Below are 13,229 nucleotides of genomic sequence, written 5' to 3'. Positions count from 1 at the left end.
TCATATTCTAATTTAGGTTAATCCAAATGTAACTTCAAAAATACTACCAGCAGGGCGGTTATCCTTAACCCTGATGCTGGCCTGGTGTTTATCCAACACCTCCTTAACAATATAAAGGCCCAGTCCGGTGCCTTTAGTGTTACGGGTTTCTTCGCTGCCTACGCGGTAAAAGCGATCAAAAATGCGCGTCTTTTCCTCGTCGGCTATACCGATACCATGATCGGCTACCTGTAAATAAACTTTATCATCTTTCGAAAACAGCTTTACCCCCACAGATGAGCATGGGCTTGAATATTTCACAGCGTTTTCTATCAAATTGGTCACAACCGATGTAAGGGCAAACTTATCGCCAACAATCTCAACCTTAGGTTCTATCTCAGCTTCGATGATCTGCTGGTTGCAATCGCATTTGGTGATCTGCAGGCGGTTAACAATGCTATCAACCAAAACCGAAAGATTAAAGCTTGCCTTAGGAAAGCTGTATGAGCGATTTTCTATTTTAGACGCCAGCAGCATGTTTTCAACCATATCATCCAAGCGTTCAACGTCGTTTAACGATTTGTCGATAAAATCAAGGATCTGCTCCCTGCTCAGTTGCCTCTTTTGAATGGTTTGCAGCAGGATCTTGATAGATGCCAGCGGCGATTTCAATTCATGCGTTACCGAAAGCAGGAAGTTTTTTTTCTGCTCTTGCAGTTTACGTTCTTTGTTAAAAGAACGGTGCAGGTTGATTGCGCCAATTAAAAATACGGCAACAAACATGGCCCCTTCGCCCAGGATCATGCCAGTGCGACGCGGTTGCAGCGTAACCAGCATATAGCCCCACCATACCAGTTCGGCAACGGCATAGGTGATAAGCGCGTAAAAAATAACAAATGACTTTTTCATTCGAGTTTTCAGTTTGCGGTTTGCTGTTGGCAGTATTTTTTCAGTTTGCATATTCAATTGCAAACTGCCTACCGGCAACTGCCAACTTATTTACCGTTAAATACTAAATCTAAACTATCAAATATAGCACGTTTTGTTTTCTCCAGGTCAATCTTGGTATGTGCCGATGATATAAAACCAACCTCGTAGCCCGACGGACCTAAATAAATGCCCCGGTTAAGCAACTCGCGGTGGAATTTCTTGAATTTTTCCATGCTTGAAGCATCAATATCTTCGGCTTTACGAATATACTCTTTATCTGTAAAAGCAAACCAAAATATAGAGCCTATGCCAAACACTTTGAATTTATAATTACGAGCCGTAGCAAAACGCTGAATTGCTTCTACGAACTCTTCTGTTTTATTGTTCAGATCTCGGTAAAAGCCTATGCGCAAAAGCTCGCTAAGCTGGGCGATACCGGCACCCATAGCAACTGGATTACCTGATAATGTACCTGCCTGGTAAACCGAACCCTCTGGCGAAATATTGCTCATAATTGCCGCCGATGAGCCATAAGCACCCACAGGCATACCACCACCGATAATTTTACCATAGGTGATGATATCAGGTTTGATCTGGTAGTAACCGGCCGCGCCTTCAAAGCCAACACGGAAGCCTGAGATCACCTCATCAAATATCAGCATAGTGCCATTTTGAGTACAGATATCGCGCAGGTATTGCAGGTATTCTTTTTCCTGCAATAGCAGGCCGTTGTTTGCCGGTACAGGCTCAATAATTACAGCCGCAATCTGGTCTTTAAACTCTTCAAAAGCTTTAGCCAAAGCTTCTTTATCATTAAGCGCTACCACAATGGTTTCGTCGGCAACTGATTTAGGTACACCGGCAGATGAAGTTTCGCCGAAAGTAACCAATCCAGAACCTGCTTTTACCAATAAGGCATCGGCGTGACCATGATAGCAACCTTCAAATTTTAATATCTTATCGCGTTTGGTATATCCTCTGGCTAACCTGATGGCCGACATTACAGCCTCAGTACCCGAGCTCACAAAACGAATTTTTTCAATAAACTTATTGTTTTTCAGGATAAGCTCGGCCAGTTCATTTTCCAGCGCGGTAGGAGCACCGAAGCTCATGCCGTTTTGCATTACCTCGATAACTTTTTCCCTTACTTTGGCATTGTTGTGGCCAAGGATCAGTGGTCCCCATGAGCAGCAGAAGTCAATGAACTCATTGCCATCCGCATCCCAGATATGGCTGCCATCACCTTTTTGAATAAACAGCGGCGTGCCATAAACAGACTTAAAAGCCCTTACCGGCGAGTTTACCCCACCTGGAAAGTAAGTCTGGGCCTTAGCATAAAGCTCGGCCGATTTTTCACGACTGATATCGGGCTTGCCCGTTGTATTTACCGGTTCATCCTCTGCAGAAAACATCTTTTTTATTGAATCGAACATATTGTAAGCTTAAAGCTATTTTTTTCAAAACCGTCATTGCGAGGAACGAAGCAATCGCGAACTATACAGGGCGGAACTGCTTATTGGGGATTGCTTCGTGCCTCGCAATGACGGTTATTTTAATATTTTAATTTCCTAACCTCTTATCTCTAACCTCTAATCACTAACTACAACCACTTATTCTCCAAAACCTCTTTGGCATGGTAAGTTAAAATAGCAGTAGCTCCGGCACGACGGATGCTGGTAAGCACCTCGGTGATGGCACGTTGCTCGTTTAGCCAGCCACGTTGTATAGCGGCTTTGATCATGGCATATTCGCCACTTACGTTGTAGGCAGCAACAGGCAGTTCGGTATTATCTTTTATCAGCTTAATAACGTCAAGGTAGGGCAGGGCTGGTTTTACCATCAGGAAGTCCGCGCCTTCAATCTCGTCCAGTTCAGCCTCAATCAGGGCTTCGCGCTGGTTGGCGGGGTTCATCTGGTAGGTTTTTTTATCGCCAAATTTAGGTGCCGAGTTAAGGGCGTCCCTGAACGGGCCATAAAAAGCGCTGGCATATTTAGCGGAATACGACATGATAGACACATTGGTAAAGCCGTTATCATCCAAAACATTGCGGATGTAACCCACACGACCGTCCATCATATCTGATGGGGCAATGATATCAGCACCTGATTGTGCGTGCGCCAAAGCCATCTTGCCTAAAACGTCAAGCGTTTCATCATTCAGGATCACGCCGTTCTCTACAATACCATCATGTCCGTCGCTGCTGTACGGATCCATCGCTACGTCGGTAATTACGCAGGCTTCAGGGAAGTTTTTCTTTACCTCGCGAATAGCACGTAAATAAAGGCTTTCATCACGGTAACTTTCAGTAGCGAACTTGTCTTTCAGTTCTTCGGAGATATTTGGGAACAGGTCAAAAGATTTTAAGCCCAGTTTAAGGCAGCTTTCAATTTCGCGCAGCAGGTTATCAATAGAATAACGGAAAATGCCCGGCATTGAGGCCACTTCACTTTTCTGGTTTACGCCGTCAATAATAAACAGCGGGAAAATCAGGTTAGCAGCGCTAACATGTGTTTCCTGCACCATCTGGCGTATCACTTCGCTTTTACGATTCCTTCTTGGTCGTTGTAACATATTTACTCATTATGTCATTGGGTCACTATGTCATTGCTCGTCGCCTTTAAAAAAGACTGAATAACCTACTACTCAACAACGTTTTGTAATGTCATTGAATCATAAGGGCATTGTTCGTCATTAAAAAAAATGACTCAATGACCAAATGACTCAATGACGTTTTTAAAGTCCAAACACTGCCTCTGCCAGCCCAACTTCGTCGGGTGAGTAGGGGAGCGTGTATTTTACACCCATTTCGTCAAATTTTTTGCCGGTTGATTTACCTATGGCCACCACCTTTTGATATGGGTCCAGCAGGTTATCGGCAAAGTAGGCCTCTACGTTTGATGGGCTGGTAAACACCATCACATCGGCACCGCTGGCTTCTACATCTTCTTCCAGTACAGTTTCGTAAACCGGCAAGTCGATTATCTTGGTATCGGCAGATAAGCCTTGTTGTATGCTCCTCATTGGGCTTTCGGCACCCGGGAACAGTACGATTTTGCCGTTGGCCAGTTTGGCAAATTCTTCAGCAACTTCGGCGGTATCAGTACCTTCCCCAACATAGTCGGTAAAGTGACCTTTACGGCGAAGCATTTCTTCGCTGCCACTGCCCATTACCCCAAATTTCACTTTTTTAGGGAATTGAGGGTTTAACTGGAAAAAGTATTCAACAGCATTTTTGCTGGAGAAGAATACCCAGTCGATATTTTTTAATATGTATGAGTCAAAGCGGGTGATTACGGGCACAGTACGGATCAGTGAACGATCTTCAATTGCAATGCCGTGTTTTTCAAGCGCTTTGCGGAAGTAGCTTTGTTCGCCAAGCTCACGCGAAATAAATACGCTTGCAGGGTGTTTACGACCTTTCGCAAATTTAGCTACTACTTTTTCTGCCAGGCCTTCAGTAGTCGGCGCTTCTAAAAATAACCTGTCAGGAAACTCATCGCCTTCGTTGGCTTTAGAGGTAAATACCTGGAAAAGACCATCTTCCTTACGGCAATAACAACCCAAAGGCAAGTGGCAGCCACCGCCAAATAATTTCAATACGGTACGCTCAACAGCAAGCTCTTCGGCAACATTGGTATGATGCAGTGCTTGCAGGGCTTCAAAAAGCTCATGGTCGTTTTCGCGGATCTGGATAGCCAGCGCGCCTTGTGCAGGTGCCGGAATGAGCTCAACCGGGGTGATCTCTTCCACATGAAACTCGCTCAGGTCAAGGCCTAAACGGGTAACGCCGGCTTTAGCCAGCATAATAGCATCATATTTTTCATCGCGGAGCTTACCAATACGGGTGGGCACGTTACCGCGAAGATCTTCAATTTCAAGGTCGGGGCGATGGGCCAATAGCTGCGCTTTGCGGCGGTTTGACGATGTGCCCACAATGGCGCCATATTTAACAGATAGCTTTTGGTGCACATCAACGCAATCTTTCAAGATCAACAACAGTTCAGCCGGATCTTCCCGTTCTGAAACTGCTGCGATAATGAGTCCCGGAGGATTTTCGGTTGGCAGGTCCTTATGTGAGTGGACCGCGATATCTATAGTGCCTGCAATTAATTCTTCTTCTAATTCTTTGGTAAAAAAGCCTTTACCTTCCAGCTTATCAAAGCTGAGGTTCAGGATACGGTCGCCCTGGGTTTTAATGATCTTTAACTCGACGGTAATGTTAATGGCAGCAAGGCTGTCTTTAACGAAATTGGCCTGCCATAAAGCCAATTCGCTGCCACGGGTTCCTATAATCAGTTTTCTGTCCAAAAGAATGAATGTTTTACAGCTGCAAATTTAATTTTTTATGCCGATGATAAGGCACAACAACATAACGAATTATTGTTAATTGCAACAAAATGACTGTAATGTGTGGGTTAGGTGCAGTGTAAAATTACCTTGCATATCGCATAGACGGCAAACAAGTCCCGCGCCCGGATATTTGTGCGGTGAAAGGATCATAATCGTCGTTGCCGACTGCCGCTGTATCGGGCAAAAACGCACACCGGTTGTAACGTTTCCGAACGATATAATAGGTTGTGTTTATTTAAATTATTGTTTATCAGTATTTTAAATAGATGGCATGAGTTTTAAGTATTCAGCTGTATTAAATAAAGGTTTAAGTTTAACATCTCTGCAATTAACATACCTATGTTCAAAACATATTTTAAACTGGCTTACCGGAATATTTTAAAAGACAAGGCATATTCTATTATCAATATATCGGGTTTAGCGATAGGACTTGCCTCAAGTATCCTGATTTTGCTTTGGGTGCAAAATGAATTGAGTTACGATAAATTTAATAAAAATGCCGCGCAGATTTACCGTATCGACAGTGATTTTGGCGATTCTAAAACGGCGGCAAGTTCGGCAGGAATGCCCTTTGGGTTAAAAGCGGAGATACCTGCTGTTAAAAACGCTGCCCGGTTGTACCCGGGTTTTCCTTCTGTTTTATTTGATGTTAACAACCGGAAATTTCAGGAGGAGCATGTTTTTTACGCTGATCCGGGATTTATGGATATATTTTCATATCCTTTAATAAAGGGCGATCGTGCCACGGCTTTGAACCTGGCCAATGGTGTTTTAATAACACAAGATATTGCTACAAAATACTTCGGGAAAGAGAATCCTATTGGAAAAATAATCCGAAAAGATAACAAAGATAACCTGGTTGTAACGGGTGTTATGGCCAATATTCCGGGCAATTCCGATCTGCAATTTGACATTCTGCTTCCAATGGCTTTGATTGCTCAAACCAACAACGATCTGAAAAATAATGAATGGAGCAATTTTAACTTTTATGGGTATGTTCAATTAGATGAAAATTTCGATCCCTCTTCAGCTAACATAGCTAAACTTGAAACACAAGTTGGTCAGATTTTTCATAAACATAGCCCTGATACCAAGGCAACATTTAAATTACAAGCCTTAACCCAAATACATCTTGCTCCTGAAAGATTAGGAGATTCGCCGGGGCACGGGAATTCACAGTATGTAAGCATCTTTTTTGTGATTGCCATATTGATACTTGTTGTAGCCTGTATCAACTTTATGAACCTGGCTACCGCGCGCTCAGCACGAAGAGCTAAAGAAATAGGCTTACGCAAGGTTGCAGGTGCTGTGCGCGGCCAACTGGTGATTCAGTTTTTAAGTGAATCGATATTTATTGCTTTTCTTTCCCTTTTGCTTGCGCTTGTTATCGTTCGTATGTTTTTGCCGGTGTTTAATGGTCTGGCTAACAGGAAGCTCGTCATTAATTTGTCGGACGCGAAACTTTGGTTTAGTCTTGCCGGTATTGCATTGGTAACCGGTATCATCTCGGGTAGTTATCCGGCCTTATTTCTTTCAGGATTTAACCCCGTTAAAGTGCTTAAGGGGAATATGAAGTCGATGGGAGGTAATTTGTTTTTCAGGAATACTTTGGTCGTAGTTCAGTTCATGGTATCTATTGTATTGCTGGTGGGTACGGTAGTTATCTATAATCAGCTTAAATTTATTAGGGACAGAAACCCAGGTTTCGAGAAGGCTAATCTTTTATATATGCCAATGACAGGTGAGATGTGGCATAAGCAGGAGGCTTTGAAAAATATATTGAGACAAACCTCGCTTACGAGCGATTTTACCACAATTACCGATTTGCCAACTGAACTTGGCGGCTGGACACTTAATGTGCAGTGGAATGGCAAAGATCCGCGTTCGCAAATGTCTGTCCCGGTAATGGCTGTCGACGGAGATTTTACGCGCACCTTCAGAATAAAATTAGCCGCCGGCCGCAGTTTTTCATCGGCTTTTAAAACCGACTCGAATAATTATATGATCAACGAAAAAATGGCGAAGGTAATGGGCCTTAATGCAAGCACTGCTGTAGGCAAACCATTAGCGGTTTGGGGCAATAAGGGTACAATTGTTGGAGTTGTAAAAGATTTTAATTTTAAGCCCGTTCAGCAAGCCATTGAGCCTTTGGTTATACCTTTTAATAAAGTTGGTGGCTATGTGGTGGTACGGACATTGCCTGGAAAAACCGAGGCTACTATTAAGATTTTATCAGTAATTAGCCAGCAACTAAACCCGGCCTATCCTTTCAAATTTGATTTTATTGATCAGGAGCTATCCAAACTTTACAAAGGTGAACAGCAGATGGGTAATATCTTTAACCTTTTTTCAGGTTTGGGTATCTTTATTTCCTGCCTGGGTTTATATGGTTTATCGGCATTTATGGCCGAGCAGCGCACCAAAGAGATTGGCGTGCGTAAAGTATTAGGTGCATCTGTAGTAAACCTGGTTTATTTACTATCATCAGGGATTACGAGGTTAATCCTCATTGCCATAGTGATAGCTATCCCGCTTTCCTGGTACGCGGCAAATAGCTGGTTATCGGGTTTTGCTTACCACATCAACGTGGGTTGGACCGTGTTTTTCGTAGCCTCTGTAGCCGCGTTAGCAATCGCCTGGATCACGGTGGGCTATGAATCTGTAAAAGCCGCTACGGTTAATCCGATAAAGAGTTTAAGGACGGAGTGATGGTGTGCTTATTAATGTTAACTTAGTTTAACAATTAAGCCGTATATCACAATGCTCCTGGCGAAAAGACTCAGCCTTTTATTAATAATACTTAGCCTGGTTTTTCCTGGAACAGTTCGTTGCCAGGTGCAGGATAGTTTAAAGAAGCTGGCAGGTAAATATATACAGGCCAAACTTGATAGTGCTACAACAATTGAGCTTCAGGAAAAATTGTTTAATGCCGGGAAAAGCGCCGTCCCTTTTTTGATCGACAAAATTGACTGGAACGAGAAACTTGTTTTTGGTGAGAAAGATGATTTCCAATCATCGTTTGCTAATCTCAAACGCCGCGATTATGTTGGTCTGTGGGCCATGTACTTAATCGAGCATATTCAGAAAGGGAGTTTAAACGGAAAGCCGGATGAAACTGTAGAGATAATATTTTATAAGCATCTGCAACTGGAGTATACCGATATGAAAGAGATGAAGGCTTTATATCAAAAATGGTGGGACAGGAATAAGTATAAATCTCCTGCTCAGTTAGCAAAAGAATGGAAGAACGATAAACGCCCTTTATCAGGTTCGTTTTATTATTGGAAATGATGGTGAACCAATGATTAGTGCCGGGCTTATAAAGCCCTTGGTATTTGAACTACCCAAATAAAGGCCTGCTACATATTGTTGTTGATGGATACAATATGTAGCAGGCAAATAACCATGTCTTTACTTCAGCATTGCCAGCATCTCGCCATTAGGTCGCTCGCGCGATGTATAATGTAAACTGAGTTCATGATTGTTATTCTTCTTTTCCAGCTGCAACAAGTCTTTTACGGGTACCACCATAGCAAAATCAGAGGCATCGGCAAAGTCCCATTTTTTCAATGTGTTACCCTTTTCGTCCTGAAGGGTAAGGCTGCGCCCTGTACCCGGGCCTTTGGTTTGGCAATGGTTATACTTAATGCGCAGCTCATCGCCCTCATTTGCCTTAGTGAGTTGTAATACTCTTAAATTAAGGGGCTGGTTTACGTATTGTTTCAGGATGAGCTTGTTGTTTAAGTAGATCTCGTAACCGTCCAGCCCAAATTTGCTTGCGAACCCCGATTCGGTAAAACTTAGCGTTATCAGCGTAAATAATCCTATAAACGCCTGATAAAATTTGATGTGTTTCATGATTAAAAAGTTTTAAATGAAATACTTATTTGTTTGTGCATGCAATATTAAGGCAACCGGAAATGAGGCCGAAAATTAGTAGACCAACAACCTGAAAAATAGATATCAGCCCTTTTATCCGTATCTTCCTCTATTATTTGCGCAGTTTGTCGATATAATTTTGCGGGCGAAATGCTTTTAGTTTCTTTTATGCTAAATGATATGAAACATCAAAATGGATGCGTTGGATAAACCACTTAAACTGCCGTTTTCAAAACGTAAGGTTACGTTAAGACATATCTTAATGCATGGCGCTTATTGGGTGCTGATCACCGGCTTTTTTATTTACGAGAAGAGATACCTCATATATAAAGCCAGTATGCCTTACTTTGTGGCCTGCGTTACCGGGCGTATCGTATTGCTTATTATTATCGCTTATCTTAACCTGCAATACTTTTTACCCCGGTACCTGTTAAAAAGACGATATCTGGCTTATTTTGCAGCAATCATCCTATCGGTTATTGGCTACTTAACCGCGCAAAGCCTGTTCGATTTTTACTTATATGGTTATGTAGTTGGCCCCATGCGTAACAGCAACCTGGTCGAATCGTTATCCTACAACTTTTTCAGCACACTATGGTACCTGGGCTTAATGCTCGCGCTAAAGTTGAGCATGGACTGGTATGGGCAGCAGTTGGTTATTCAGAAAATTACCGTTGAAAAGCTAAATGCCGAGGTTAATTTTCTGCGGGCGCAGGTAAACCCGCATTTTCTGTTTAATATCCTGAATAACCTTTATGCCCTGACGCTTAAAAAATCAGAACTCGCCCCGGATGTAGTACTGAAACTATCAGAAATGATGGAATATATGCTGTATGACAGCACCGGTGAAAAAGTACCGCTGGGAAAAGAGATCGGCTACCTCCATAATTACATGGAACTGGAGCGCTTGCGGTTTAGCGATGAGGCAGCCATAAATCTGAATATTAATGCTGAACCAAACGGATACGAAATAGCTCCTTTGCTTTTGTTGCCGCTGGTTGAAAACGCTTTTAAGCACGGACTGGGTAAGCAAACTAAGGGCGGCTGGTTAAAGGCGGACATCGCCATGGAGGGACATACGCTGGAGTTTATTATAGAAAATGCCAAGCCAGTTTTAATGATTGGCCATACTAAAGGCGGCATTGGTCTTGATAATTTGCGGAAACGGCTGGACCTGCTTTATCCGAATAGGTATACGCTGCTGCTGGAAGATAGAAAAGATACCTTTTGGGCAAAACTGTTAATTGATTTATAATAGAGATAATGGAAGCCTTGCTGAAATATGTGGTAGTAGATGATGAGCCGCTTGCGCTTGAAATATTGGATAGTTACCTGGAAAAAATTGATCACGTACATTCGGTATTCTTGTTTAGTAACGCGGGTGATGCGCTGCGGCATTTGCAAGATCATCGGGCCGATGTGTTGCTGTTGGATATTGAAATGCCCGAAATGACTGGCATCCAGTTTCTGAAAACGCTGGCAGATCCACCGGTGACCGTTTTTATTACAGCTTATCGTAACTACGCTTTTGAAGGCTATGAACTGGGCGTAATTGATTTTTTGCTGAAACCGATACCTTTTAAACGTTTTGAGCAGGCTATTAGCAAAATCAAAGAATTTCTATTGCTGAAAGCACAATATGACCATGCGGAGGAGCTTTTATCTGACAAGAGCACCGATTTTATTTTTGTTAAAAGTGGTGTTCAGCGTATTAAGCTTTATTTTAATGAGGTTACACACATCCAGGGGTTAAAAGATTATGCTATAATTTATACAAGCAAAGAGAAGATCCTGTTAAAAGGATCGATCAAGGCGATGTTGGATATTTTCCCACCGAAACGTTTCGTCCGGGTTCATAAATCTTTTATTGTATCTATTAATAAAATAACTCGTTTAGAAAGTAACCGTATTATTTTGAGTGGCCAGGAGATTCCGATTGGAAGGAATTTTAAGGATGATCTGGAACAGGTCTTATCGGCACGATAAGGAGGGCATTGGCTGGTTGAAGTTTAGCGAAGCGTAACTTCAACCTAAAATAAGGCAAGCATTCTGCTTGCGTGTCTAATATCTAAAGTTGTTGTTTACACCTGGCTTGCAGGTAACAAGATATATCCAGATACAGGGCTGGTTAAGCTGAAAGCTTAAACCATCTTAGGACGAAGTTACGCTTCGCTAAACTTCGACCAGAGATAAGGATTTCTCCTCGTGCCTCGTTCGAAATGACATTTTTTTTAAATGCATATCGATATCTTAAAACAAGATTCTTAAAGAAAATTTTTAGTGCTTGGTTGCAAAATACTTCAATCAATTTTCATTGATCAATATATCCTTCGCCATGATCATGGGTACACTGATATATTTTTTCTCCATGTAGTTGATCACCTTTTCTAAAATCTCGCGTGATTGCTCATCCAGGCCCTGTACCTCGTCGGCAAAAACGGTGTTGATGGCATTGTTGCGGATCTCTTTGATTTTTTCAGGTACCTGGCGCATGGCTACTTCAATACGGCGCTGTTTAAGCTGCTGTACAAACTCGGCAATGTTTTGCTCAATAATAGCTTCGGCGTGTACCAGTTCGTGGTAACGTTCCTGCAGGTTCTTTTTGGCAACCTCGTTAAGGGAATGTACTTCGATAAAGTTAACCGGGAATTGCTCCAGTACTTCGGGAGCGGTATCGTTAGGGATGGCAAGGTCAACTATGGTTTTCCTGCCTGTTTCGCCGTTTAACAGCGATTGGTAAATCTCGGTAGTGATGATAGGCTCAACTGCAGATGTGCAGGTGATAATAGCATCAAAACCTTTATTGTAGGTTTTCAAAGCTTCCAGGTCAAAGGCCTCACCACCTAAATCGGCAGCTAATTTTTCGGCATTGGCCACAGTACGGTTAAATACCGCGAAGTTTGAAAATTTATGTTTTTGAAGATATTTGGAAATGTTGCGGTTGGTTTCGCCTGCACCGATGATGAGGATTCGGGCATTTGAGCAAAGATTAAGGTCTTTAAGCTTGCGGTAAGCCAGCGATACTACCGAGATTGGGTTTTTGGAGATGTTGGTATGTGTGTAAACCTCCTTGGCTGTTTTTACCACGCAATTCATGATCATGCGCATGGCATCGCCGGTTAGGCCAGCCTCTTTGCAATGTTCATATGCTCTGCGTAACTGGGCAAGTATTTCCTTTTCGCCCACGATCAAACTCTCTAACGAACAAGAAGTACGTAACAGGTGAACCATGGCTTCCTGATCTTCATAAATAGACGCGCTATTCATGAAAGTGCTCAACGAATCGTGGCAAAGCTCTGTGTTAAAGGCTTCTATGAATTTTTTGGCAAAATCCTTATCAACCGCTTGTGGGGTTGTCATCACAAACTCGACACGGTTACAGGTAGCCAGGTAAAAAATTTCGGGGATGTTAAACTGCTCTTTAACCTGCGCAAGTTTATCTGTCAGATTTTCCTGGCAAACCACCAATCTACCCAATTCCTTCAGTTCAATCTGTTTGTGCGTAAAAGCTATTACCTTTAGATACTTCAAAGCAGTTTTAAAATTTGACCGAACAAAAGTATCACTATTCGGCACATCCTATGTCAACACTTTGTCAAACAGGCTTATTTGGAATGGTTATAAATTATAAAAACGGCTTGCTTTGCAGTATTTAAACTGTTTTGTGGTGCGTATAACAAAATATTTGTAAATTAAATCATGAATAAGTTTAAAAAAATAAGCCTGATAATACTTATAGCATTTTACGTGCTTGCCGGCCTTAACCACTTCCGCGATCCTGGTTTTTACTACGCAGTAATGCCTCATAACCTGCTATATCCGAAAGCGTTAAATATGGTGGCGGGTGTTGTGGAAATAACGCTTGGTTTATTACTTATCTCAACAAAAACAAGGTATTGGGCGGGCTGGGGCATTGTGCTTATGCTGATTGCCTTTCTGAGCGTGCATATTGGGATGATATTTGACGCGCCTTTTAAGGTTGAGGGGATGACAATTACGCCTTTTTTCGCCTGGCTCAGGCTCGCGGCACAATTTGTACTGATCTATTGGGTTTGGTGGCATACCAGCGATCGCGAAAAATTACTTTAAA

Annotated in this window: 11 protein-coding genes; 5 read left to right on the top strand and 6 right to left on the bottom strand. The window is 42.4% G+C overall.

Translation table 11 applies throughout. The annotated features are described in order from the left end of the window. Positions 1-12: 12 nt before the first annotated feature. The 4 genes from DEO27_RS19590 to hemC form a co-directional block, all read right to left on the bottom strand. Positions 13-888, bottom strand: coding sequence for a sensor histidine kinase (locus DEO27_RS19590; RefSeq protein ID WP_112573025.1), 876 nt, complete (start codon positions 886-888; stop codon positions 13-15). An 86-nt stretch (positions 889-974) separates the two neighbouring features. After that, positions 975-2,342: a glutamate-1-semialdehyde 2,1-aminomutase gene (gene hemL, locus DEO27_RS19585; protein WP_112572958.1), complete on the bottom strand. Its 1,368-nt coding sequence runs from the start codon at positions 2,340-2,342 to the stop codon at positions 975-977. A 167-nt stretch (positions 2,343-2,509) separates the two neighbouring features. Then, positions 2,510-3,481 carry a porphobilinogen synthase gene (hemB, locus tag DEO27_RS19580; RefSeq protein WP_112572960.1) on the bottom strand — a complete coding sequence of 324 codons (972 nt, stop codon included), beginning with the start codon at positions 3,479-3,481 and terminating at the stop codon, positions 2,510-2,512. Between the two features lie 162 nt (positions 3,482-3,643). After that, positions 3,644-5,218, bottom strand: a complete 1,575-nt coding sequence (hemC, locus tag DEO27_RS19575) for a hydroxymethylbilane synthase (RefSeq protein WP_112572962.1) — start codon at positions 5,216-5,218, stop codon at positions 3,644-3,646. A gap of 381 nt (positions 5,219-5,599) precedes the next feature. On the opposite strand from hemC, the gene DEO27_RS19570 reads away from it, so the two are divergent. Both DEO27_RS19570 and DEO27_RS19565 read left to right on the top strand, forming a co-directional pair. Beyond that, a complete protein-coding gene (locus DEO27_RS19570) occupies positions 5,600-7,969 on the top strand; it encodes an ABC transporter permease (protein WP_112572964.1) in 2,370 nt (789 codons plus the stop codon). Positions 7,970-8,020: 51 nt separating this feature from the next. After that, positions 8,021-8,551 carry a hypothetical protein gene (locus tag DEO27_RS19565; RefSeq protein WP_112572966.1) on the top strand — a complete coding sequence of 177 codons (531 nt, stop codon included), beginning with the start codon at positions 8,021-8,023 and terminating at the stop codon, positions 8,549-8,551. 120 nt (positions 8,552-8,671) lie between these two features. Here the strand turns inward: DEO27_RS19565 and DEO27_RS19560 are convergent, their stop codons facing one another. After that, on the bottom strand, positions 8,672-9,118 hold the full coding sequence (locus DEO27_RS19560) for a hypothetical protein (RefSeq protein WP_112572968.1): 447 nt from the start codon (positions 9,116-9,118) through the stop codon (positions 8,672-8,674). Between the two features lie 214 nt (positions 9,119-9,332). On the opposite strand from DEO27_RS19560, the gene DEO27_RS19555 reads away from it, so the two are divergent. Continuing rightward, positions 9,333-10,394, top strand: coding sequence for a sensor histidine kinase (locus tag DEO27_RS19555; protein ID WP_190295140.1), 1,062 nt, complete (start codon positions 9,333-9,335; stop codon positions 10,392-10,394). An 8-nt stretch (positions 10,395-10,402) separates the two neighbouring features. Then, a complete protein-coding gene (locus DEO27_RS19550; RefSeq protein ID WP_223817999.1) occupies positions 10,403-11,125 on the top strand; it encodes a LytR/AlgR family response regulator transcription factor in 723 nt (240 codons plus the stop codon). A 318-nt stretch (positions 11,126-11,443) separates the two neighbouring features. On the opposite strand, the gene hemA is transcribed toward DEO27_RS19550, so the two are convergent. Continuing rightward, positions 11,444-12,670 carry a glutamyl-tRNA reductase gene (gene hemA, locus DEO27_RS19545; RefSeq protein ID WP_112572970.1) on the bottom strand — a complete coding sequence of 409 codons (1,227 nt, stop codon included), beginning with the start codon at positions 12,668-12,670 and terminating at the stop codon, positions 11,444-11,446. A gap of 168 nt (positions 12,671-12,838) precedes the next feature. Here hemA and DEO27_RS19540 point away from each other — a divergent pair, with 168 nt between their 5' ends. Then, a complete protein-coding gene (locus DEO27_RS19540; RefSeq protein WP_112572972.1) occupies positions 12,839-13,228 on the top strand; it encodes a MauE/DoxX family redox-associated membrane protein in 390 nt (129 codons plus the stop codon). Position 13,229: the final 1 nt, after the last annotated feature.

The sequence above is a fragment of the Mucilaginibacter rubeus genome (assembly GCF_003286415.2).
In the GTDB taxonomy this organism is placed as follows: Bacteria; Bacteroidota; Bacteroidia; order Sphingobacteriales; family Sphingobacteriaceae; genus Mucilaginibacter; species Mucilaginibacter rubeus_A.
This window is presented reverse-complemented; position numbering and strand designations above follow the sequence as displayed.

Bases quoted from the DNA above. Each gene is read 5' to 3' on its own strand.
- DEO27_RS19590 (WP_112573025.1), bottom strand. From the start codon at position 888: ATGAAAAAGTCATTTGTTATTTTTTACGCGCTTATCACCTATGCCGTT.
- hemL (WP_112572958.1), bottom strand. From the start codon at position 2,342: ATGTTCGATTCAATAAAAAAGATGTTTTCTGCAGAGGATGAACCGGTA.
- hemB (WP_112572960.1), bottom strand. From the start codon at position 3,481: ATGTTACAACGACCAAGAAGGAATCGTAAAAGCGAAGTGATACGCCAG.
- DEO27_RS19570 (WP_112572964.1), top strand. From the start codon at position 5,600: ATGTTCAAAACATATTTTAAACTGGCTTACCGGAATATTTTAAAAGAC.
- DEO27_RS19565 (WP_112572966.1), top strand. From the start codon at position 8,021: ATGCTCCTGGCGAAAAGACTCAGCCTTTTATTAATAATACTTAGCCTG.
- DEO27_RS19560 (WP_112572968.1), bottom strand. From the start codon at position 9,118: ATGAAACACATCAAATTTTATCAGGCGTTTATAGGATTATTTACGCTG.
- DEO27_RS19555 (WP_190295140.1), top strand. From the start codon at position 9,333: ATGGATGCGTTGGATAAACCACTTAAACTGCCGTTTTCAAAACGTAAG.
- DEO27_RS19550 (WP_223817999.1), top strand. From the start codon at position 10,403: ATGGAAGCCTTGCTGAAATATGTGGTAGTAGATGATGAGCCGCTTGCG.
- DEO27_RS19540 (WP_112572972.1), top strand. From the start codon at position 12,839: ATGAATAAGTTTAAAAAAATAAGCCTGATAATACTTATAGCATTTTAC.